18 protein-coding genes and 1 pseudogene are annotated in these 21,811 nt (G+C 45.8%); 14 read left to right on the top strand and 5 right to left on the bottom strand.

The features are described 5' to 3' along the window. From tuf to rpoC, 9 genes and pseudogenes are all read left to right on the top strand, one after another. A pseudogene (gene tuf / locus R7Z50_RS23070) lies at positions 1 to 132 on the top strand (elongation factor Tu); the annotation flags it as partial. A 266-nt stretch (positions 133 to 398) separates the two neighbouring features. After that, positions 399 to 779, top strand: coding sequence for a preprotein translocase subunit SecE (gene secE, locus R7Z50_RS23075; protein ID WP_005384680.1), 381 nt, complete (start codon positions 399 to 401; stop codon positions 777 to 779). Positions 780 to 792: 13 nt separating this feature from the next. Next, the gene (gene nusG / locus R7Z50_RS23080) at positions 793 to 1,341 is read left to right on the top strand and encodes a transcription termination/antitermination protein NusG (protein ID WP_005384681.1); all 549 of its coding nucleotides are present in this window, start codon (positions 793 to 795) and stop codon (positions 1,339 to 1,341) included. Positions 1,342 to 1,505: 164 nt separating this feature from the next. Beyond that, positions 1,506 to 1,934 carry a 50S ribosomal protein L11 gene (rplK, locus tag R7Z50_RS23085; protein ID WP_005384682.1) on the top strand — a complete coding sequence of 143 codons (429 nt, stop codon included), beginning with the start codon at positions 1,506 to 1,508 and terminating at the stop codon, positions 1,932 to 1,934. 4 nt (positions 1,935 to 1,938) lie between these two features. Then, complete coding sequence (gene rplA / locus R7Z50_RS23090) at positions 1,939 to 2,640, top strand: 50S ribosomal protein L1 (protein ID WP_005384683.1); 702 nt, start codon at positions 1,939 to 1,941, stop codon at positions 2,638 to 2,640. 293 nt (positions 2,641 to 2,933) lie between these two features. Further along, complete coding sequence (gene rplJ / locus R7Z50_RS23095) at positions 2,934 to 3,428, top strand: 50S ribosomal protein L10 (protein ID WP_005382538.1); 495 nt, start codon at positions 2,934 to 2,936, stop codon at positions 3,426 to 3,428. 57 nt (positions 3,429 to 3,485) lie between these two features. Then, a complete protein-coding gene (gene rplL, locus R7Z50_RS23100) occupies positions 3,486 to 3,854 on the top strand; it encodes a 50S ribosomal protein L7/L12 (protein ID WP_005382540.1) in 369 nt (122 codons plus the stop codon). Between the two features lie 253 nt (positions 3,855 to 4,107). After that, a complete protein-coding gene (gene rpoB / locus R7Z50_RS23105; protein ID WP_005384685.1) occupies positions 4,108 to 8,136 on the top strand; it encodes a DNA-directed RNA polymerase subunit beta in 4,029 nt (1,342 codons plus the stop codon). Positions 8,137 to 8,240: 104 nt separating this feature from the next. Continuing rightward, positions 8,241 to 12,443, top strand: a complete 4,203-nt coding sequence (gene rpoC / locus R7Z50_RS23110) for a DNA-directed RNA polymerase subunit beta' (RefSeq protein WP_005382514.1) — start codon at positions 8,241 to 8,243, stop codon at positions 12,441 to 12,443. Between the two features lie 173 nt (positions 12,444 to 12,616). On the opposite strand, the gene R7Z50_RS23115 is transcribed toward rpoC, so the two are convergent. Further along, a complete protein-coding gene (locus R7Z50_RS23115) occupies positions 12,617 to 13,108 on the bottom strand; it encodes an Rsd/AlgQ family anti-sigma factor (protein WP_005382515.1) in 492 nt (163 codons plus the stop codon). A 177-nt stretch (positions 13,109 to 13,285) separates the two neighbouring features. Between R7Z50_RS23115 and nudC the strand changes: the two genes are divergently transcribed. Both nudC and hemE read left to right on the top strand, forming a co-directional pair. Beyond that, a complete protein-coding gene (nudC, locus tag R7Z50_RS23120) occupies positions 13,286 to 14,083 on the top strand; it encodes an NAD(+) diphosphatase (RefSeq protein ID WP_053350803.1) in 798 nt (265 codons plus the stop codon). A gap of 247 nt (positions 14,084 to 14,330) precedes the next feature. Next, positions 14,331 to 15,398 carry a uroporphyrinogen decarboxylase gene (gene hemE / locus R7Z50_RS23125; protein WP_005384692.1) on the top strand — a complete coding sequence of 356 codons (1,068 nt, stop codon included), beginning with the start codon at positions 14,331 to 14,333 and terminating at the stop codon, positions 15,396 to 15,398. A 240-nt stretch (positions 15,399 to 15,638) separates the two neighbouring features. Here hemE and R7Z50_RS23130 read toward each other — a convergent pair whose 3' ends face one another. Both R7Z50_RS23130 and R7Z50_RS23135 read right to left on the bottom strand, forming a co-directional pair. After that, positions 15,639 to 16,211, bottom strand: coding sequence for a uracil-DNA glycosylase family protein (locus tag R7Z50_RS23130; RefSeq protein ID WP_005382518.1), 573 nt, complete (start codon positions 16,209 to 16,211; stop codon positions 15,639 to 15,641). Between the two features lie 2 nt (positions 16,212 to 16,213). Then, on the bottom strand, positions 16,214 to 17,137 hold the full coding sequence (locus tag R7Z50_RS23135) for a D-2-hydroxyacid dehydrogenase (RefSeq protein ID WP_047102536.1): 924 nt from the start codon (positions 17,135 to 17,137) through the stop codon (positions 16,214 to 16,216). A gap of 66 nt (positions 17,138 to 17,203) precedes the next feature. On the opposite strand from R7Z50_RS23135, the gene R7Z50_RS23140 reads away from it, so the two are divergent. After that, the gene (locus R7Z50_RS23140) at positions 17,204 to 17,791 is read left to right on the top strand and encodes a YjaG family protein (RefSeq protein ID WP_005382520.1); all 588 of its coding nucleotides are present in this window, start codon (positions 17,204 to 17,206) and stop codon (positions 17,789 to 17,791) included. A gap of 76 nt (positions 17,792 to 17,867) precedes the next feature. On the opposite strand, the gene R7Z50_RS23145 is transcribed toward R7Z50_RS23140, so the two are convergent. Continuing rightward, positions 17,868 to 19,001 (bottom strand): hemolysin family protein, encoded by a 1,134-nt coding sequence (locus tag R7Z50_RS23145; RefSeq protein ID WP_005382522.1) that lies wholly within the window; start codon positions 18,999 to 19,001, stop codon positions 17,868 to 17,870. A gap of 253 nt (positions 19,002 to 19,254) precedes the next feature. Between R7Z50_RS23145 and hupA the strand changes: the two genes are divergently transcribed. Both hupA and R7Z50_RS23155 read left to right on the top strand, forming a co-directional pair. Beyond that, on the top strand, positions 19,255 to 19,527 hold the full coding sequence (gene hupA / locus R7Z50_RS23150; RefSeq protein ID WP_005382524.1) for a nucleoid-associated protein HU-alpha: 273 nt from the start codon (positions 19,255 to 19,257) through the stop codon (positions 19,525 to 19,527). Positions 19,528 to 19,566: 39 nt separating this feature from the next. Next, positions 19,567 to 20,265, top strand: a complete 699-nt coding sequence (locus R7Z50_RS23155; RefSeq protein ID WP_213904160.1) for a DUF1481 domain-containing protein — start codon at positions 19,567 to 19,569, stop codon at positions 20,263 to 20,265. Positions 20,266 to 20,349: 84 nt separating this feature from the next. Here R7Z50_RS23155 and purD read toward each other — a convergent pair whose 3' ends face one another. Beyond that, entirely contained in the window at positions 20,350 to 21,639 is a 1,290-nt protein-coding gene (purD, locus tag R7Z50_RS23160; RefSeq protein ID WP_047102533.1) for a phosphoribosylamine--glycine ligase, read from the bottom strand. Positions 21,640 to 21,811: the final 172 nt, after the last annotated feature.

Genomic DNA, 21,811 nt, shown 5'->3' on the forward strand with positions numbered 1-21,811 from the left:
ATGCCAGGCGACAACGTACAGATGACTGTAGAGCTAATCGCACCAATCGCAATGGACGAAGGTCTACGTTTCGCGATTCGTGAAGGTGGCCGTACAGTAGGTGCTGGTGTTGTTGCTAAGATCTTCGACTAATTCATAGCGAATTAGCGATGCTTTCGGAAAATCTTGAATTAGATTTGACGAACCAGTAGCAAAAAGGGCATCATTTGATGCCCTTTTTCTGCACTCAACATTATTTTTGCTGTTTTCTTGTTCAGAAGTGGGTTGGGCGCAGAGCAAGATTAAGCAAAGAGGCTTAATCTTAAGAAGAGTACGCTGATTTTTTCAGCGATATGGAGTTTGCCCTGCAACAGCGGGGTTGTTGTCGTCTATATTAAGACTTGTAACAGGTTGGTTTTATGAAAGCAAATAATGCTGAAACTCCTGATAGCTCAAACGCAGCAGATACGTTTAAGTGGGTAGCCGCTTTCGTATTGGCAGCTGCCGCTGTTGTGGGTAATTACCTGTATGGTGAAATGTCTGTAGTGGTTCGTGCTGCAGGCGTTGTTGTTCTTATTGCAGCTGCCTTAGGCGTTGCAGCAACAACGACTAAAGGTAAAGCAGCGATCAGTTTTGCAAAAGAATCTCGTATGGAAGTACGTAAAGTTGTTTGGCCTACTCGCCAAGAAACCATGCAAACAACACTGATCGTTTTAGCTGTAAGTATTGTAATGGCTCTAGTGCTATGGGGTATTGACGGAATTATGGTTCGTCTAGTAGCTCTAGCAACTGGGGTATAGAGGGTTTTTATTCATGAGTGAAGCTCCAAAAAAACGCTGGTATGTGGTTCAAGCCTTCTCTGGATTTGAAGGTCGTGTAGCTCAATCTCTGCGCGAGCATATCAAAATGCACGGCATGGAAGAGCTATTCGGTGAAGTACTGGTTCCTACTGAAGAAGTAGTGGAAATGCGCGCGGGTCAGCGTCGCAAATCTGAGCGTAAGTTCTTCCCAGGTTACGTCCTTGTTCAGATGATTATGAACGATGAATCATGGCACCTAGTACGCAGTGTGCCGCGTGTCATGGGCTTCATTGGTGGTACCTCAGACCGTCCGGCACCTATCACGGATAAAGAGGCTGACGCGATTCTTAATCGTCTTGAGAAAGCGAGTGAAGCGCCTCGTCCGCGTACAATGTACGAAGCGGGTGAAGTGGTACGTGTTAACGAAGGTCCATTTGCTGACTTCAACGGTACGGTTGAAGAAGTGGATTACGAGAAGAGCCGCCTGAAAGTGTCTGTATCGATCTTTGGTCGTGCGACACCAGTTGAGCTTGAATTTGGTCAGGTTGAAAAGCTGGACTAAGACTCTTCGTTAAAGAGTATAAAAAATCACCTTTTTAGGGTTGTATAAGGCGCGGATTATGACTATAATTTCGCGCCTTTTTACTTCAAGTGAAGTAAAAAGTTTCTTACACAAACGGGGAGCTGATCCGCGATTAGCGTTTGTACCCAAACTTAGGAATTATCATGGCTAAGAAAGTTGAAGCTTACATCAAGCTACAAGTTGCTGCTGGTATGGCTAACCCTAGTCCACCAGTAGGTCCTGCACTAGGTCAACACGGTGTGAACATCATGGAATTCTGTAAAGCGTTCAACGCAAAAACAGAATCTATTGAGAAAGGTCTACCAACTCCAGTAGTTATCACAGTATACAGCGACCGTTCTTTCACGTTCGTAACTAAGACTCCACCTGCTGCTGTTCTTCTTAAGAAAGCTGCTGGCGTTAAGTCTGGTTCAGGTCGTCCAAACACTGAAAAAGTTGGTACTGTAACTGACGCTCAAATCCAAGAAATCGCAGAAACTAAAGCTGCTGATATGACTGGTGCTGACATCGAAGCGATGAAGCGTTCTATCGCTGGTACTGCTCGTTCAATGGGCCTAGTGGTAGAGGGTTAATAAGATGGCAAAACTAACTAAGCGCATGCGCGTAATCCGCGAAAAAGTTGACGTAACTAAAGAATACGAAATCAACGAAGCTGTTGCTCTTCTTCAAGAACTAGCGACTGCTAAATTCGTTGAGTCTGTAGACGTTGCTGTTAACCTAGGCATTGATGCTCGTAAATCTGACCAGAACGTACGTGGTGCAACTGTACTACCTCACGGTACTGGCCGCGAAATCCGCGTTGCAGTGTTCACTCAAGGTGCTAACGCTGAAGCAGCTAAAGAAGCTGGCGCAGACATCGTAGGTATGGAAGATCTTGCTGAGCAAGTTAAGAAAGGCGAAATGAACTTTGACGTAGTTGTTGCTTCTCCAGATGCAATGCGCGTTGTAGGTCAACTAGGTACTATCCTAGGTCCTCGCGGTCTTATGCCAAACCCTAAAGTTGGTACTGTAACTCCTAACGTTGCTGAAGCAGTTAAAAACGCTAAAGCTGGTCAGGTTCGTTACCGTAACGACAAAAACGGCATCATCCACACTACTATCGGTAAAGCAAACTTCTCTGCTGAGCAGATCAAAGAGAACCTAGAAGCACTTCTAGTTGCTCTGAAGAAAGCTAAGCCATCTTCAGCGAAAGGTACTTTCCTGAAGAAAGTAAGCATCTCTACTACTATGGGTGCTGGTGTTGCTGTTGATCAGGCTAGCCTGAACACTCAAGCATAATTTATTTGCTTAGGCGCAAAATTAGTGTATAATTTTGCGCCTAATATTTGTGGTTGGGGCTGAACTTTGGTTCTTTGAACTGTCTCCTAGTTCGAAATGAATTAAGACCCAGTCTCCGTCCAAGACCGTAGGTGTTTGTGTAAAAGCAAACTTAATTATCCTACGTAGATGGTGCCCGAACTGACAGAAAGCTCTATGTAATATAGTTAACTTTCTTCTGGGGAAGCACCTCAATAGCTCTCACTGTCGTGATGATAGTGAGTGGTGTAACGACAACCAGGAGTAAATCCAAGATGGCTTTAAACCTTCAAGACAAAAAAGCAATTGTTGCTGAAGTCAACGAAGCTGCCAGTGGTGCACTTTCTGCAGTTGTAGCTGATTCTCGTGGCGTTCAAGTTGGCGCGATGACTTCTCTACGTAAACAGGCTCGTGAAGCTGGCGTTTACATGAGAGTTGTTCGTAACACTCTTGCTCGTCGTGCGGTTGAAGGTACTGAGTACGAGTGTCTAACTGACACTTTCACTGGTCCTACTCTAATCGCATTCTCTAATGAGCACCCAGGTGCTGCAGCGCGTCTTTTCAAAGACTTCGCTAAAGAGAACAAAGATTTCGAGATCAAAGCTGCTGCATTTGAAGGCGCTTTAACTGACGCTGAAGTACTAGCAACACTACCAACTTACGACGAAGCAATTGCACGCCTAATGATGTGCATGAAAGAAGCTTCGGCTGGCAAGCTGGCGCGTACTATCGCAGCTATCCGCGATCAAAAACAAGAAGCAGCGGCATAAGCCTTGCTTTTTACTGGTTGCTTAATAAACTTATTGTTGACTTAAAAGAGAATTGTTATGTCTATTACTAACGAGCAAATCCTAGACGCAGTTGCAGAAATGTCTGTAATGCAAGTTGTTGAACTAATCGAAGCAATGGAAGAGAAATTCGGTGTTTCTGCTGCTGCTGCTGTTGTAGCTGGCGGCGCTGCTGCAGGCGAAGCTGCTGCTGAGCAAACTGAATTCGACGTAATCCTAGAAGCTGCTGGCGGTAACAAAGTTGCTGTAATCAAAGCAGTACGTGGCGCAACTGGCCTAGGTCTTAAAGAAGCTAAAGCTCTAGTAGACGGCGCTCCAGCACCTCTTAAAGAAGGTGTTGAGAAAGCAGAAGCTGAAGCTCTTAAAGCTCAGCTAGAAGAAGCTGGTGCAACTGTTGCTGTTAAGTAATTATTGCATAGTTTCTTAGCCTAACGGCTAATTGGCTGGTGGTTTTTTAACCACCGGCCTTTTTGCGCTGTAGGGTATAGGCGAATTTTCCCGCTGTTTAAGCGCCTGATATCCATGCAAAAAACATTTCATTCTTACGAAATGAAATGTCACTACAGTAAACAGCTATATTAGTCACTGTCCCTTACCCCCCCTTAAGTAACTAGGAGCGGGCGGACAGTTTGGGTCACTTATCAGCGAGCTGAGGAACCCCATGGTTTACTCTTATACCGAGAAAAAGCGCATCCGTAAGGACTTTGGTACTCGTCCACAAGTTTTGGACATTCCATACCTGCTATCGATCCAGCTCGATTCGTTCGACAAATTTATCGAACAGGATCCTGAAGGTCAATACGGTCTTGAAGCCGCTTTCCGTTCTGTATTCCCGATTCAGAGCTACAACGGCAATTCTGAGCTGCAATACGTTAGCTACCGTCTTGGTGAGCCAGTTTTTGACGTTAAAGAATGTCAAATCCGCGGTGTAACTTACTCAAAGCCACTACGTGTAAAACTACGCCTAGTTATCTTTGATAAAGACGCGCCAGCAGGTACTGTAAAAGACATTAAAGAACAAGAAGTCTACATGGGTGAAATTCCACTCATGACAGACAATGGTACCTTCGTAATCAACGGTACCGAGAGGGTTATCGTATCCCAGCTGCACCGAAGCCCAGGCGTGTTCTTCGACAGCGATAAGGGTAAGACCCACTCTTCAGGTAAAGTTTTATACAACGCACGTGTTATTCCTTACCGTGGTTCATGGCTTGATTTCGAGTTTGATCCTAAGGATAACTTGTACGTTCGTATCGACCGCCGTCGTAAGCTACCAGCATCGATCATCCTTCGAGCACTAGGTAAGTCGACAGAAGAAATCCTAGATATCTTCTTCGAGAAAGTGAACTTCGAAGTGAAAGACCAAACTCTATTGATGGAGTTGGTTCCGGATCGTCTACGTGGTGAAACTGCGTCATTCGACATCGAAGCAAATGGTAAAGTTTACGTTGAGCAAGGTCGTCGCGTAACAGCTCGTCATATCCGCCAACTAGAAAAAGATGGTGTTGATCACATCGAAGTACCAGTTGAGTACATCGTAGGTAAAGTTGCATCAAAAGATTACATCAATGAAGCAACAGGCGAGATCATTGTTAACGCTAACCAGGAAATCAGCCTGGAAGCACTAGCGAACCTATCTCAGGCTGGCCACAAAGCGCTAGAAGTTCTATTCACGAACGATCTAGACCACGGTCCATTCATGTCAGAAACACTACGTATCGACAGCACGGTTGATCGTATTTCTGCATTGGTAGAAATCTACCGCATGATGCGCCCAGGTGAGCCGCCAACAAAAGAAGCTGCAGAAGCTCTATTCGAAAGCCTATTCTTCTCTGAAGAGCGTTACGATCTATCGACTGTTGGTCGTATGAAGTTCAACAGCTCTATCGGCCGTGAAGATGCTCAAGAGCAAGGCACACTTGATGAAACTGATATCATCGAAGTGATGAAGAAGCTGATCGCGATCCGTAACGGTAAGGGCGAAGTGGACGATATCGACCACTTAGGCAACCGTCGTATCCGTTCTGTAGGCGAAATGGCTGAGAACCAGTTCCGTGTAGGTCTAGTACGTGTTGAGCGTGCAGTTAAAGAGCGTCTAAGCCTAGGCGATCTTGACGCAATCATGCCTCAAGACTTGATCAACGCGAAGCCAATTTCTGCGGCAGTTAAAGAATTCTTTGGCTCTTCACAGCTTTCACAGTTCATGGACCAAAACAACCCGCTATCAGAAGTAACGCACAAGCGTCGTATTTCTGCATTGGGTCCTGGCGGTCTAACTCGTGAACGTGCTGGCTTCGAAGTACGTGACGTACACGTAACTCACTACGGTCGTCTATGTCCTATCGAAACGCCTGAAGGTCCAAACATCGGTCTGATCAACTCTCTATCTGCGTTTGCGCGTTGTAACGAGTACGGTTTCCTAGAGACACCATACCGTCGCGTTGTAGATGGCGTAGTAACAGACGAAGTAGATTACCTATCTGCAATCGAAGAAGGCCAATTCGTTATCGCACAGGCGAACGCTAAGCTAAACGAAGATGGTACTTTTGCAGATGAGCTGATCACAGCTCGTCAGAAAGGTGAATCTGGTCTACACCCTCGTGAGCACGCTCAGTACATGGACGTTGCGACAAACCAGGTTGTATCTATCGCTGCATCGCTTATCCCGTTCCTAGAACACGATGATGCGAACCGTGCATTGATGGGTGCGAACATGCAACGTCAGGCAGTTCCAACACTGAAAGCTGACAAACCGCTTGTTGGTACTGGTATTGAACGTAACGTAGCCGTTGACTCAGGTGTAACTGCAGTTGCTAAACGTGGTGGTGTAATCCAGTCAGTAGATGCTTCTCGTATCGTTGTTAAAGTTAACGAAGAAGAGCTAGTACCAGGTGAAGCTGGTATCGACATCTACAACCTGACTAAATACACACGTTCTAACCAGAACACATGTATTAACCAGCGCCCATGTGTGATGCCAGGTGAGCCTGTATCACGCGGTGACGTTCTTGCTGATGGTCCTTCAACAGACCTTGGTGAACTAGCGCTTGGTCAAAACATGCGTATCGCGTTCATGCCTTGGAACGGTTACAACTTCGAAGACTCGATCTTAGTATCTGAGCGCGTAGTTCAAGAAGACCGTTTCACGACTATCCACATCCAAGAACTGACTTGTGTGGCGCGTGATACTAAGCTTGGTTCTGAAGAGATCACAGCGGATATTCCAAACGTAGGTGAGTCTGCTCTGTCTAAACTAGACGAGTCAGGTATCGTTTACATCGGTGCTGAAGTTAAGGGTGGCGACATCCTAGTTGGTAAAGTTACACCTAAAGGTGAAACTCAGCTAACGCCTGAAGAGAAGCTACTACGTGCAATCTTCGGTGAAAAAGCATCTGACGTTAAAGATACTTCACTACGTGTACCTAACTCTGTATCAGGTACGATCATCGACGTTCAAGTCTTTACTCGCGATGGCGTAGAGAAAGACAAGCGTGCGCTTGAAATCGAACAGATGCAGCTTAAAGAAGCGAAGAAAGACCTAACTGAAGAATTCCAGATTCTTGAGGGCGGCCTTCTAAACCGTGTTAAAGCTGTATTGATTGAAGGCGGTTACTCTGAAGCGAAACTAGACACAACTGATCGTAAGAAGTGGCTAGAACTAACGCTAGAAGATGACGCACTACAAACTCAGCTTGAGCAACTTGCTGAGCAGTGGGATGAGCTAAAAGCTGACTTCGATAAGAAGTTCGAAACTAAGCGTCGTAAGATCACTCAAGGTGATGATTTAGCACCTGGCGTCCTGAAGATCGTTAAGGTTTACCTAGCGGTTAAACGTCGCATTCAGCCTGGTGATAAGATGGCGGGTCGTCACGGTAACAAGGGTGTAATCTCTAAGATCAACCCTGTTGAAGACATGCCATACGATGAGAAAGGTCAGCCTGTAGACATCGTACTTAACCCACTGGGTGTACCTTCGCGTATGAACATCGGTCAGATCCTAGAAGTACACTTAGGTCTGGCAGCGAAAGGTATCGGTGACAAGATCAACCAGATGGTTAAAGAGCAGCAAGAACTAGCGAAATTCCGCGAGTTCCTACAAAAAGTTTACGATCTAGGCGACACTCGCCAGAAAGTAGACATTGCTTCTCTATCTGATGATGAAGTACGTACTCTGATCAAGAACTTGCGTGGCGGTCTACCAATCGCGACTCCTGTATTTGATGGCGCTCCAGAAGAGTCAATCAAAGCACTTCTTGAGCTAGCAGATCTACCAACATCAGGTCAGTTAACACTGTTTGATGGTCGCACAGGTGATGCGTTTGAGCGTCCTGTAACTGTTGGTTACATGTACATGCTGAAACTGAACCACCTTGTTGATGACAAGATGCACGCTCGTTCAACTGGTTCGTACAGCCTGGTAACTCAGCAGCCACTAGGTGGTAAAGCTCAGTTCGGTGGTCAGCGTTTCGGTGAGATGGAAGTATGGGCACTAGAAGCATACGGTGCTGCTTACACGCTACAAGAAATGCTAACGGTTAAGTCGGATGACGTTAACGGCCGTACTAAGATGTACAAGAACATCGTAGACGGTAACCACAGCATGGAACCTGGCATGCCAGAATCGTTCAACGTACTGTTGAAAGAGATCCGCTCGCTAGGTATCAACATCGAGCTAGAAGACGAAGAGTAATCCTTTTCTCTCTTGATGAAAGTCGAGAGAATCAAAGCGATTATTTGGAAGAAGGTGCTCACTTTAGCGAGTGAGCTCCTTTTAACTCCTTACAGGAGCTGATTGTGAAAGACTTATTAAACTTTCTAAAAGCACAGCATAAGACCGAAGAATTTGATGCAATCAAAATCGGTCTATCTTCACCAGACATGATCCGTTCATGGTCTTTCGGTGAAGTTAAAAAACCTGAAACGATCAACTATCGTACGTTCAAACCTGAACGCGATGGTCTGTTCTGTGCGCGTATCTTTGGTCCAGTTAAAGACTACGAATGTCTTTGTGGTAAGTACAAGCGCCTGAAGCACCGTGGTGTTATCTGTGAGAAGTGTGGTGTAGAAGTTACACAAACTAAAGTTCGTCGTGACCGTATGGGCCACATTGAACTGGCTTCACCAGTAGCTCACATCTGGTTCCTAAAATCGCTACCGTCTCGTATCGGTCTACTAATGGATATCCCTCTACGTGATATCGAACGCGTTCTGTACTTCGAAATGTACGTAGTAACAGAGCCTGGTATGACTGATCTAGAAAAAGGTCAGATGCTTACTGAAGAAGAGTATCTAGATCGTCTAGAAGAGTGGGGCGACGAGTTCACTGCTAAGATGGGTGCGGAAGCTATCAAGGACCTACTAGGTTCTATGGATATGCACGCTGAAGCAGAACAAATGCGTGAAGAGTTAGAGACAACAAACTCTGAAACTAAGCGTAAGAAAGTAACTAAGCGTCTTAAGCTGGTAGAAGCGTTCATCGCATCGGGTAACAACCCAGAGTGGATGATCCTAACTGTACTTCCAGTACTTCCGCCAGATCTACGTCCTCTAGTACCTCTAGATGGCGGTCGCTTTGCGACTTCTGATCTTAACGATCTATACCGTCGTGTGATCAACCGTAACAACCGTTTGAAGCGTCTTCTAGAGCTAGCTGCTCCGGACATCATCGTGCGTAACGAAAAACGTATGCTGCAAGAGTCTGTTGATGCGCTACTAGATAACGGTCGTCGTGGTCGTGCGATCACAGGTTCTAACAAGCGTCCTCTGAAATCTCTTGCTGATATGATCAAGGGTAAACAAGGTCGTTTCCGTCAGAACCTTCTAGGTAAACGTGTAGACTACTCTGGCCGTTCTGTAATCACAGTAGGTCCATACCTTCGTCTACACCAGTGTGGTCTTCCTAAGAAGATGGCACTTGAGCTATTCAAACCATTCATCTACAGCAAGCTAGAGACTCGTGGTCTTGCGACTACAATCAAAGCAGCTAAGAAAATGGTAGAGCGTGAAGAAGCGGTCGTTTGGGATATCCTAGACGAAGTAATCCGTGAACACCCAGTACTATTGAACCGTGCACCGACACTTCACCGTCTAGGTATTCAGGCGTTCGAACCAGTACTGATCGAAGGTAAAGCGATTCAGCTACACCCACTTGTTTGTGCGGCGTACAACGCGGACTTCGATGGTGACCAAATGGCGGTTCACGTACCTCTAACTCTAGAGGCACAACTTGAAGCTCGTACTCTGATGATGTCGACAAACAACATTCTGTCGCCAGCGTCAGGTGATCCGATCATCGTACCTTCTCAGGACGTTGTATTGGGTCTGTACTACATGACTCGTGAAAAGATCAACGTGAAAGGTGAAGGCATGTACCTTTCTGGCCCAGAAGAGGCTGAGAAAGCATACCGCACTAAACAAGCTGAGCTTCACGCACGCGTTAAAGTACGTATTACAGAAACTGTTGTAGACGAAGACGGCAACAGCACTACAGAAACCAAGATGGTAGACACCACTGTTGGTCGTGCAATGCTATGGCAAATCGTGCCAGCTGGTCTACCGTACAGCATCGTTAACCAAAAGCTAGGTAAGAAGCAAATCTCTAACCTACTTAACGAGGCGTACCGTAAACTAGGTCTGAAAGACACAGTAATCTTCGCTGACCAAATCATGTACACAGGTTTCGCATACGCGGCACTTTCTGGTGTATCTGTTGGTATCGACGATATGGTTGTACCAGCAGCTAAGTACACTGAAATCGCAGAAGCGGAAGAAGAAGTACGTGAAATCCAGGAACAGTACCAATCAGGTCTTGTTACTGCGGGCGAACGCTACAACAAAGTTATCGATATCTGGGCATCGACCAACGACCGTGTTGCGAAAGCAATGATGGAAAACCTTTCATCTGAAACGGTAGTTAACCGTGACGGTGAAGAGGAACAGCAAGAGTCATTCAACAGCATCTATATGATGGCGGACTCGGGCGCTCGTGGTTCTGCAGCACAGATTCGTCAGCTTGCGGGTATGCGTGGTCTGATGGCGCGTCCAGATGGTTCAATCATCGAAACGCCGATCACAGCGAACTTTAAAGAAGGTCTAAACGTACTTCAGTACTTTATCTCAACGCACGGTGCTCGTAAGGGTCTTGCGGATACGGCACTGAAAACAGCGAACTCGGGTTACCTAACTCGTCGTCTAGTAGACGTTGCTCAAGACGTTGTTGTAACTGAACATGACTGTGGCACTCACGAAGGTGTCGACATGATGCCTCACATCGAGGGTGGTGATGTTAAAGTTGCACTTTCTGAGCTTGCTCTTGGTCGTGTTGTTGCTGAAGACGTACTAAAACCTGGCACTGAAGACGTTCTTATTCCACGTAACACCCTGATCGATGAGAAGTGGTGTCAAATCATGGAAGAGAACTCAGTAGACAGCATGAAAGTGCGCTCTGTAGTAACGTGTGATTCTGACTTCGGTTGTTGTGCACAATGTTACGGTCGTGACCTAGCACGTGGTCACCTAGTGAACCAAGGTGAAGCAGTGGGTGTTATTGCTGCTCAGTCTATCGGTGAGCCAGGTACACAGCTAACGATGCGTACGTTCCACATCGGTGGTGCGGCATCGACAGCAGCGGCAGAGAACAGTGTTCAAGTTAAGAACAACGGTTCTATCAAGCTACACAACGCTAAATCTGTATTGGCTGATGACGGTAAGATCGTTATCACTTCTCGTGCGACAGAGTTAACTATCGTTGATGAGTTTGGTCGTACTAAAGAGAAGCACAAACTGCCTTACGGTACGCTACTAAGCAAAGGCGATGGTGATACAGTTCAAGCTGGCGAAACAGTTGCAAACTGGGAAGCGCACACACTACCTATCATTACTGAGGTAGCAGGTCGCATCCAGTTCGTAGATATGATCGACGGCGTAACAGTATCTCGTCAAACTGATGACCTAACTGGTCTATCTTCAAGCGAAGTAACTGACCCAGCAGCTCGCCCTTCAGCAGGTAAAGATATGCGTCCAGCTATCAAACTTGTTGACGAGCAAGGTAACGATGTAATGATCCCTGGTACTGATATGCCAGCTCACTACTTCCTACCTGGTAAAGCGATTGTGAACATCGAAGATGGCGCAGCAGTAGGTGTTGGTGCAACACTAGCTCGTATTCCTCAGAAGTCTGGCGGTAACAAAGATATCACCGGTGGTCTTCCACGAGTTGCTGACCTATTTGAAGCACGTAAGCCGAAAGAGCCTGCAATCCTTGCTGAGCACACAGGTACTGTGAGCTTTGGTAAAGAGACGAAAGGTAAACGTCGCCTAGTGATCACACGTGAAAGCGGTGAAGCTTACGAAGAGATGATTCCTAAGCATCGTCAGTTGAACGTATTCGAAGGTGAAAAAGTTGAACGTGGTGATGTGATCGCAGATGGTCCAGAGTCTCCACATGACATCCTACGTCTACGTGGCGTACACGCGGTAACGCAGTACATTGCTAACGAAGTACAGGAAGTTTACCGTCTACAAGGCGTTAAGATTAACGATAAGCACATTGAAACTATCGTTCGTCAGATGCTACGTAAGTGTACTATTACTCACTCTGGTGACTCTGAGTTCCTACCTGGTGAACAGATTGAGTACTCACAAGTTAAGATCGCTAACCGTAACCTAGAAGCTGAAGGCAAAGAGCCTGCACGTTTCGAACGTGAACTACTAGGTATTACTAAAGCATCTCTAGCGACTGAGTCGTTCATCTCTGCGGCATCGTTCCAGGAGACAACTCGCGTACTAACAGAAGCTGCGGTTTCTGGTAAGCGTGATGACCTACGTGGTCTGAAAGAGAACGTAATTGTTGGTCGTCTGATCCCAGCTGGTACTGGTTTCGCATACCACCAAGAGCGTCAAGCTAAACGTTCTGAAGCGCAAGATGGTCCTTCTGCTGAGCAAGCAACGGATAACCTAGCGGCACTTCTAAACGCTGGTTTCTCTTCTGAAGAGTAAGTCATATAACGAGTAATCGTTAAAAGCTTAAGAAAAAGGCACCTTCGGGTGCCTTTTTAGTTTTTTATACTACTTTGTTCTTCCGGTGGGATTTTCGATAAAGCTAGAAACAAAAAAGACCGACGATGATCGTCAGTCTTTTCTCTCACTCTATTTCTGAATGTTTGCAAATACTAAGCTCCAGGTGGCATAGACAGGCTTTCTGCGATTTGCTGTATCAAATAGTCCTCGACTTCAAAGCGAGTCTCAAGAATTTCCCCAATGAGACACATATCAGAATCGAAATCATTTAATTCATCATCTTCAGTCACTTCTGAGTACTTATCGTTAAAGTTCAATAATGGTTCAGTCGTTAGAACAATTTGACCATAGGTTTGATTGATCTCATTAGTCACGACAAAGCCGGTTGCTTTCCAACGGTCCATAACCATGTCATAAATTTTAAAGTGGCCTTCGGAGATGTAATCAACGAGGTGCTGACAGAAATCCTGCAGTTCGGAAGGAGATGGGAGTTCAATAACATTGGTTTTCGAACAAGGTTGCAGCGCTGCAAGCTTACAATATTCAACAATCAGGGATTGTCGTGTCTCTAACCAGTGATCAATGACATCACTTGAGCCACCCCACTGGTCTTGTGTTTGTTTGAATTTTCTTAGCATGACCATGCCCTCATGATCTGATCGCCCATCGGCGAACGTATCCTTTGCAAAGCAAAGTTAGTAAAGTTATTACAAACTCTTGTCCTTACTAGAATTTAGAGTGCACATTTACTTAACGATAAACTCTAGTATGAAATTAGATTGCCAGTAAAATGAACGAACTTCAAGCAAAGGGATGGTGTAATGTTAAGAAAAGGTGATGTTAACCGCGCGATAAATGCATACTGGTGTGTTGTTGCAGGAAGTGAAATTTGGCTGGTGGATGGTGCTGTGCCCTTCGGGTCTGCAGAGCAGTTATCACTGCCAGTAACGAGTGCAAGACCCATTGGTGAGTATTCTGGTTCGCCCGTCTTGTGGCTTAACTTGGCCGATTTAGAGCATGATCTACCCTTAGTATCCCTGCGTGACTGCCTGCATTTTCCTGAGCCATTATTTATGTTGTTAAGTAAAGCTGTGCAATATGGGCACATGACGCAAAGTTTGCGCTTTTGTCCACAGTGCGGAGGAAGGAACTTTCTTAATAATAACCAGTTAGCCATGCAGTGTGGTGAATGTCGCACCCTTCATTATCCTAGAATATTTCCGTGTATTATCGTTGCTGTACGTAAAGAAAATCAGATTTTATTAGCCCAACATCCAAGGCATCGAAATGGTATGTATACGGTTATTGCGGGTTTTCTTGAAGTCGGTGAGACCTTAGAAGAGTGCGTGGCTCGAGAAATTCATGAAGAAACGGGAATTCTCGTTAAAAATATTCGTTACTTTGGCAGCCAGCCTTGGGCTTTCCCATCCAGTATGATGATGGGGTTTTTAGCTGACTATGAATCGGGAGAGTTAAGTCCAGACTACACTGAGCTGTCTGATGCACAATGGTTTGGTATCGACGAGATGCCGCCTGTTGCGCCTAAAGGAACGATTGCAAGAGCACTTATCGAGCAGACGCTGAAAGATATAGACACTAATTATCTGATAAATAGATAAAAAAAACCCTCCGAGAGGGAGGGGGTAAGTAAGATGTCGTTATGAGATGCTGAGTACTAAGTACTCAGTTTATAATTGTAGTTTTCGCTAGCGAACAAATTTTTAACACTGATACCGATTGGGTGCAAATTAAGCATTGATTTAAAAGTTAATAACTTGATCCAGGTTGCAAAGCACACAGCTATTGGACTTAAATCAGTGATAGAATACCCCCTTTCACAGAAAGCCTAACAGTTGGAATTACGGAATGACTGAATTAAAAAATGATCGTTATCTGCGTGCGCTTTTAAAAGAGCCGGTAGATTACACGCCAGTATGGATGATGCGCCAGGCAGGTCGTTACCTACCAGAATACAAAGCGACTCGTGCAGAAGCGGGTGATTTCATGTCTTTGTGTCGAAATGCAGAATTAGCATCCGAAGTGACACTTCAACCATTACGCCGTTTTCCTCTTGATGCCGCGATCTTATTCTCGGACATCTTAACGATTCCAGATGCAATGGGGCTTGGTTTGCGTTTTGCTGCGGGTGAAGGACCTGTTTTTGATAACCCAATTACATGCAAAGCCGACGTGGAAAAAATTGGTTTGCCAGATCCTGAAGGTGAACTGCAATACGTAATGAACGCAGTACGCCAGATCCGTAAAGACCTGAAGGGTGAAGTGCCGCTGATTGGTTTTTCTGGTAGTCCTTGGACTCTTGCGACGTATATGATCGAAGGTGGTAGCTCTAAAGCGTTTACCAAGATCAAGAAGATGATGTACGCGGAACCACAAACTCTGCACCTACTTCTAGATAAGCTGGCAGACAGCGTTATCGAGTACTTAAACGCGCAAATTAAAGCGGGTGCGCAATCGGTAATGGTATTTGACACATGGGGTGGCGTACTAACGCCTCGTGATTACAATCTGTTCTCACTGCAATACATGCACAAGATTGTAGATGGTCTGATTCGTGAAAACGACGGTCGTCGCGTGCCAGTCACACTGTTTACTAAGAATGGCGGCATGTGGCTTGAGCAAATCGCAGCAACGGGCTGTGATGCGGTTGGTCTAGACTGGACAATCAACATTGCAGACGCGAAAGCACGTATCGGTGATAAAGTGGCTCTGCAAGGTAACATGGACCCATCAATGCTTTACGCTTCACCAGAGCGTATCCGTGAAGAAGTCGCGGGTATTCTAGAAGGTTTTGGTGATGCAGGTACTGGTCATGTGTTCAACCTAGGTCACGGTATCCATTTGGATGTGCCGCCAGAAAACGCGGGCGTATTTGTGGAAGCGGTACACGAGCTATCTAAGCCATACCACAAGTAAGTTAGATCTTTTGAAATCAAATGCCGGCATTCAGTGCCGGTATTTTTTTGCCTAAAATTCATTTTTCCTATCTGAGACTCAAGGCTGTACAGCTCTAGTAGTATTTGGCCTACCATGATCTAATTACTACTCTAGCTGTACACTAGATATTAAAGTTTAATATAAACAAATACTTATGATTTCTGCTTTTATGTTCTAATTTTCTTGTACAGATAAACAAGCAATTAGATCATGGGTAACCTAAAGCATCGAGTGAACGCGTTTTTTAAGGTATGGCACGACGTCAGATTCAAACCAAGGGTTCTTCTTTAACCACAATGTATTGCGTGGAGATGGGTGAGGGAGAGGGATAAAGTCTGGTTCCCAATCTTGCCATTGCTGAACGGTTTGTGTGAGCGTCTTTGGTTTGTTGGTGAGATAGTACTGCTGCGAGTACTGACCAATTAGTAGAGTGAGCTCTATATTGGGCAGCTGCTCAAGAATCTTTTTATGCCAAGTGGGCGCACATTCTTTACGAGGCGGTAAATCCCCAGAGTTCCCTTTGCCTGGATAACAGAATCCCATTGGGACAATGGCAATTTTATTTGGGTCGTAGAAAACGTCTTTGTCGATATCGAGCCATTGGCGTAATCGATCACCACTTGGGTCATTCCAAGGTATCGAGGTTTTGTGTACACGTGTGCCAGGGGCCTGACCGATGATTAGGATGCGTGCCCCTTTTGCGGCTTGTACGACAGGGTTTGCGCCCAAAGGTAAATTATCCGCGCATATCTGGCAGGCCCTCACTTGTTGCAATAGCTCGTCTAACGACATTCTCAGTAACCCTTTTCGAAATCCACTTGATAATTTAATGAAAACCCATCGCGCCAGCGTAGATAGTTGTCAGCAAAAATCTCGATGACTTGCTCGGGAAAACTCAGCGCAGCAATGTGTGGAGTGATGGTGACTTGCGGTAGTTTCCAAAATGGATGCTCTACCGACAACGGCTCTTGCTCAAACACATCTAAGAAGGCGTGTTCTACCCAACGGTTTTTCAGAGCGAAGAGCAACCCTGTCTCATCCAGTACGTCGCCACGACCTACGTTAAATAATAACGCCTGATTTAGTTGGCTGAGCGTTTGACGATTAAGTAACTGTCGCGTCTCAGGTGTACTTGGTAGAGTATTCACAACGATGTCGGCTTGCTCAAATGCCTTACTTAGTTCATTGATATGAAAGGTCTGATGAAACTCGCCGCCTGAAGTCGGGATACCTGTGCGGTTAATACCGATAGTTTTTATCCCCATTGCTTTAGCGGCGTTGCCCAGATAGCCCCCAATGCTACCGGTACCAAGAATTACCATGGTTTTACTTTGTAATGACGTGTATAGGTGAGGCTGCCATTGTTTGTTTTGTTGTTGCTGGTGGTATCGGGCAAAGTGGCGGTAATGGGCAATACTGTAACCCAAAACATATTCAGCAATCAGTGGACCAAAGATGCCTCGAACGTTAGTTAGAGTATAGTCCTGACGAAGGCTAGGGGATGTTAAGGCGTTGACACCAGCAAACGTGGATTGTACCCATTCAAGCTGTGAAAACTCGTCTAAGCTTTGTGATAGTAAGGGTGGATCCGCTAGTACGATCTGAGCGGCTTCTGGTTGGTCGGTGAGACAAAGATCGGGCAGATTTTTCTCTGCCAGTAACGTTTTGTAGGTGTCGCGATGCTCTGAGAGCAGGAAAATCTGATTTGAATGCGGCATTAACTTTTTTCCCTGTGATGAATCAAGTACACTTTCGCTGTTTTTTTCTTCAATGATTGAGTGACTATGCTTAAGAATCCTCTTCAGGTTCGTTTAGAAAAACTAGAACCTTGGCAACAAATTACCTTTATGGCGTGTCTGTGTGAACGCATGTATCCAAACTATGCGATGTTTTGTGAGAATACAGAATTTGCTGACCCGCGTGCTTACCGAGCGATTCTTGATAGTGTATGGGAAATTTTGACAGTTAAGAACGCGAAAATTAACTTCGAACGTCAATTGGAGAAGTTAGAAGAGTTGTTCCCAAGTGCGGATGAGTTCGATTTTTACGGCGTTTACCCAGCGATGGACGCGTGTCAGGGTTTGTCTACGTTACTGCATGGTCTATTGGACCGCGACTACCTTTTCGATTCAATGCTTAAAGTGAGTCAACAGTCGGTACAAACCGTTGCTGATCTAGAGCAAGCACAAGGCGCAGAGCCAATCACTAACGACAACCAGAAAGAAAACGAAGCCGTATGTGAAGAGTGGGACGTCCAGTGGGCTATCTTCCGTCCGCTGCGTGAAGCGGTAGAACGTGACATCAGCTTGATTAAAGATTTGCGTGAAGAGCTACGTGAAGAAGGTGTGAGCAACATCGGTATTGCACTTTAATCGTTGAATAAATAGAAAAAGGCATCCTAACTGGATGCCTTTTTTTGTGCGTTTAAGCTGTTATACCTAATGCTGATTACGATTCTTTCGAGTCGGGTTTCGGTGGCTCTTGAGCTTCTGGCTCTTTATCCTGCTTCTCCGGCTCATTATCTTCTTCATCGTCATCGCGGCTTTCGATTACGCCGTGCATTTCTTTCCAGCTTTCCCAGCGTTGGTAAGCCAGCTCCTGCATGTCAGTGCTTTTATCTGCTTCGTCGATGATCTCCTCGCCTACGAGGTGTTCAAAAATATCTTCCAACGTTACCAAACCTAGCACGGTACCGTATTCATCAACAACAAGTGCCAGCTGTAAGCGATGAGTCATCATCTGGTCGAATACTTTAGGTAAAGTGGTATTGTTTAGCACCACTTGAATTGGGCGCATGATTGCTCCCAACTGTTTCTGTCCACAACCTGATTGTTGTAGTTTGAACAACTCAAGGCGATGCACAAAACCTATGATGTTATCTTTCTGCTCGCTGTAAACCAATGGGCGTGAGAAAGGCGTATCTTTGTGTTTTTCTAGGAACTCATTGATGGTCATTGTGGCATCGACACGGAATACTACTGGTCGTGGCGTCATAACCTGCGTTACGGGTACATCTTGGATGCCAAGCAAGTTGCTTAAGATTTTTGATTCACCCTCGGCAAACTCACCGCTTTCACGTGCCAGAATCGCCATTGCAGACAGCTCATCACGCATCTTCGGAGCTTCGTGGTTACGAGCAAGACGCTTGGTGATTTGCTCTGAGAACCAAACAAAGGGTGTAAGAGCCCATACCATCCAACGCAATGCGACCGCGGCAGTGGGTGCCAACTGACGCCAGTAGGTCGCGCCAATCGTCTTCGGTACGATTTCTGAAAGCACTAAGATCGCCAATGTCAGCACTGCCGAAAAGATACCTAATGCTTCGCTACCAAATACAACTGCAGCTTGTGCACCAGCAGTGGCCGCGCCGATAGTGTGAGCGATGGTGTTTAAAGTCAGAATAGATGCCAGTGGTCGGTCGATATCTGATTTCAGCTTAGCCAATTGTCCAGCTGCGGGATGCCCCTGTTGATTGAGCTGCGCAATGTAGCTCGGACTGATACTCAGCAGTACCGCCTCCAGCACCGAACAGATAAACGAAATGCCGATTGCAATAGAGATATAAATGGATAACAGCAGCATAGTTGCCCTTGAATGTAGTTTGATAGTGGTTATTTGCAGCTATTATAACCGCAAAAGTGACTTATAAATTGGTCCAAATACCTTGGAAAGCAAGGGTTTTCAGGGGGTATGTGGTAACAAATTGTGAGTTATTACTCATATTATGGCTAAAAGTACGTCAGAAAATCGAAAGATCGCTTACAAACCTTTGCCAGATGGGGCATTTATGTTTTAGAGTGAGACGAATTCGATAACCTATGAGAAGGGAAACCTAATGAACAAGACCCAATTAATCGACTTTATCGCAGAGAAAGCAGACCTATCAAAAGCACAAGCAAAAGCTGCTCTTGAAGCGACTCTTGATGGTGTAACTGGCGCACTTAAAGAGGGTGACCAAGTTCAACTAATTGGTTTTGGTACATTCAAAGTAAACCACCGCGCTGCACGTACTGGTCGTAACCCTAAGACTGGTGACGAGATTCAAATCGCAGCAGCTAACGTACCAGCATTCGTAGCAGGTAAAGCGCTGAAAGAATCAGTAAACTAAGTTAGAATGCACCGAGGTATCCTGCCTCGGTGCAATTTCATGAAAAAACATCTACTCACTTCACTTCTCCTATCTAGCCTTACCCTTTTTGGCTGTTCATCGGTTGAAACTCCTAATTTAGAACAATTCACGCATTTTTCTGGTGGTAAAGTTGCGGGAGATGCTAGCAGCTTGTACTGGATGACAGAGAAACTCACTCGTGTGAGTACGGCGGCTGATTATGTGACTATGGGGGAAAATGGTTGGTTCCAGAGTGATTATCGCTGGGATGAAGGTGAGTTGCGAGAGTTGATTCGAAAAGGCGAGCAAGTTGATACCAAACAAGAGTTGGTGCCTTTTCAAATCCACATCCGTTTCAATAAAGATGGCGAAGCGGTTTACCAACAATATCGTGTTAACCGTAAAGTCTTACCACTCCAGCATGACCAATTAGAGCGCTACAAAGCAGAAGCGAATGACGTAGTGGCATCGGTTAAGGCGCAGTCTCGTAACAATCAGAGCCTTATTCAAGGTTATTGGAATGGTCAATCGTTTGAAACCTGCAAAGGTAAGGTGTTCTCGACACTCGAGTTTAATCAGACGCTGCCAAAATTTATTATCGAGCGTCTCTCATCGGTAGACAGTTATGTGGCTTTTGTCGGCAAGCAGTCACGAAACAAAGCAATGGTCGATGAACTGTTGATGCTCAATGACGATGACTTTGATTGTGTTTCTCGGCCAAAGTTGATCTCTGAATAAACATTGCTTCGCATTCTGTCGAACAAGAACAATAAAAAAGGCGCTGAGTGCGCCTTTTGTTTTTTGAGCCAACTTATGTTGTTTTTATTTTTCTTGCTCACGTGCAATTGCACGGTAGCCGATGTCGTTGCGATGGAACATGCCATCCCAACTGATCTGTTTTGCAAGCTCGTAAGCACGCTGCTGCGCTTCTGATACGCTGTTGCCAAGTGCGGTTGCACAAAGAACACGACCACCGTTTGTCACGATGTCGCCATCTTTGTTACCTGTACCAGCATGGAAGACTTTCTCGCCTTCAATTTCAACTTGTGGCAGACCCGAAATAACGTCGCCTTTGTTGTACGCTGCTGGATAACCACCGGCTGCTAGCACGATACCAATCGATGCTCGTGGATCCCACTTCGATTCCGCTTGATCCAGTTTCTCGTCGATTGCCGCTAGGCACAGATCAACAAGATCTGATTCCATGCGCATCATGATAGGTTGTGTCTCAGGATCACCGAAGCGGCAGTTGTACTCGATCACTTTCGGAGTGCCGTCTTTGTCGATCATAAGACCCGCGTATAGGAAACCAGTGTAAGGGTTACCTTCAGCGGCCATGCCACGTACGGTTGGGTAAATCACTTCTTCCATGATGCGGTTGTGGATTTCTTGTGTCACCACTGGAGCTGGAGAGTATGCTCCCATGCCACCGGTGTTAGGACCAGTATCTTTGTCGCCTACGCGTTTGTGGTCTTGGCTGGTGGCCATTGGCAGAACGTTCTCACCATCCACCATCACGATGAAGCTTGCTTCTTCACCATCTAGGAACTCTTCGATAACGACACGACTACCAGCATCACCAAATGCGTTGCCTGCTAGCATGTCTTTGATTGCGTCCTCAGCTTCTTCTAGCGTCATTGCCACAATCACGCCTTTACCAGCTGCAAGGCCGTCGGCTTTCACCACGATCGGTGCACCTTGCTCACGCACGTAAGCCAGTGCAGGCTCGATTTCAGTGAAATTCGCGTAGGCACCCGTTGGAATTTGGTGACGAGCAAGGAAGTCTTTGGTAAACGCTTTAGAGCCTTCAAGCTGCGCTGCGGCTTGGGTCGGGCCGAATATTGGCAAACCTGCTTCGCGGAAAGCATCAACCACACCAATAACCAATGGTGCTTCTGGGCCAACGATAGTCAGTTCAATCGCCTTCTCTTTGGCGAAAGCAACAAGGCCAGCGATGTCTTCTACATCGATGTTTACGTTCTCTAGTTTTGGCTCTAGTGCTGTACCTGCGTTGCCTGGTGCAACGAAGATAGTCTCAACATTTGGGTTTTGCGCTGCTTTCCAGCCTAGCGCATGTTCACGACCGCCTGAACCAATGATTAAAACTCGCATATGAAAATCCTTAATCTTATAAATACCGTTTGCTCAAACTCAGATATTTCGCAAAGACCTGAGTATGGCCTCTCTAATTCAATGGGACGAGGACAAGGCGACAAGTGAACTTATTCCTATGAGCATAGTATGCTATGTGATTAGGATAAGTGAACGCCGTCAACGCAGTTAT

The sequence above is a fragment of the Vibrio sp. 1249-1 genome (genome assembly GCF_033340495.1).

Coding starts and splice junctions, on each gene's coding strand:
- secE (WP_005384680.1), top strand. CDS start 399: ATGAAAGCAAATAATGCTGAAACTCCTGATAGCTCAAACGCAGCAGAT.
- nusG (WP_005384681.1), top strand. CDS start 793: ATGAGTGAAGCTCCAAAAAAACGCTGGTATGTGGTTCAAGCCTTCTCT.
- rplK (WP_005384682.1), top strand. CDS start 1,506: ATGGCTAAGAAAGTTGAAGCTTACATCAAGCTACAAGTTGCTGCTGGT.
- rplA (WP_005384683.1), top strand. CDS start 1,939: ATGGCAAAACTAACTAAGCGCATGCGCGTAATCCGCGAAAAAGTTGAC.
- rplJ (WP_005382538.1), top strand. CDS start 2,934: ATGGCTTTAAACCTTCAAGACAAAAAAGCAATTGTTGCTGAAGTCAAC.
- rplL (WP_005382540.1), top strand. CDS start 3,486: ATGTCTATTACTAACGAGCAAATCCTAGACGCAGTTGCAGAAATGTCT.
- rpoB (WP_005384685.1), top strand. CDS start 4,108: ATGGTTTACTCTTATACCGAGAAAAAGCGCATCCGTAAGGACTTTGGT.
- R7Z50_RS23115 (WP_005382515.1), bottom strand. CDS start 13,108: ATGGTCATGCTAAGAAAATTCAAACAAACACAAGACCAGTGGGGTGGC.
- nudC (WP_053350803.1), top strand. CDS start 13,286: ATGTTAAGAAAAGGTGATGTTAACCGCGCGATAAATGCATACTGGTGT.
- hemE (WP_005384692.1), top strand. CDS start 14,331: ATGACTGAATTAAAAAATGATCGTTATCTGCGTGCGCTTTTAAAAGAG.
- R7Z50_RS23130 (WP_005382518.1), bottom strand. CDS start 16,211: ATGTCGTTAGACGAGCTATTGCAACAAGTGAGGGCCTGCCAGATATGC.
- R7Z50_RS23135 (WP_047102536.1), bottom strand. CDS start 17,137: ATGCCGCATTCAAATCAGATTTTCCTGCTCTCAGAGCATCGCGACACC.
- R7Z50_RS23140 (WP_005382520.1), top strand. CDS start 17,204: ATGCTTAAGAATCCTCTTCAGGTTCGTTTAGAAAAACTAGAACCTTGG.
- R7Z50_RS23145 (WP_005382522.1), bottom strand. CDS start 19,001: ATGCTGCTGTTATCCATTTATATCTCTATTGCAATCGGCATTTCGTTT.
- hupA (WP_005382524.1), top strand. CDS start 19,255: ATGAACAAGACCCAATTAATCGACTTTATCGCAGAGAAAGCAGACCTA.
- R7Z50_RS23155 (WP_213904160.1), top strand. CDS start 19,567: ATGAAAAAACATCTACTCACTTCACTTCTCCTATCTAGCCTTACCCTT.
- purD (WP_047102533.1), bottom strand. CDS start 21,639: ATGCGAGTTTTAATCATTGGTTCAGGCGGTCGTGAACATGCGCTAGGC.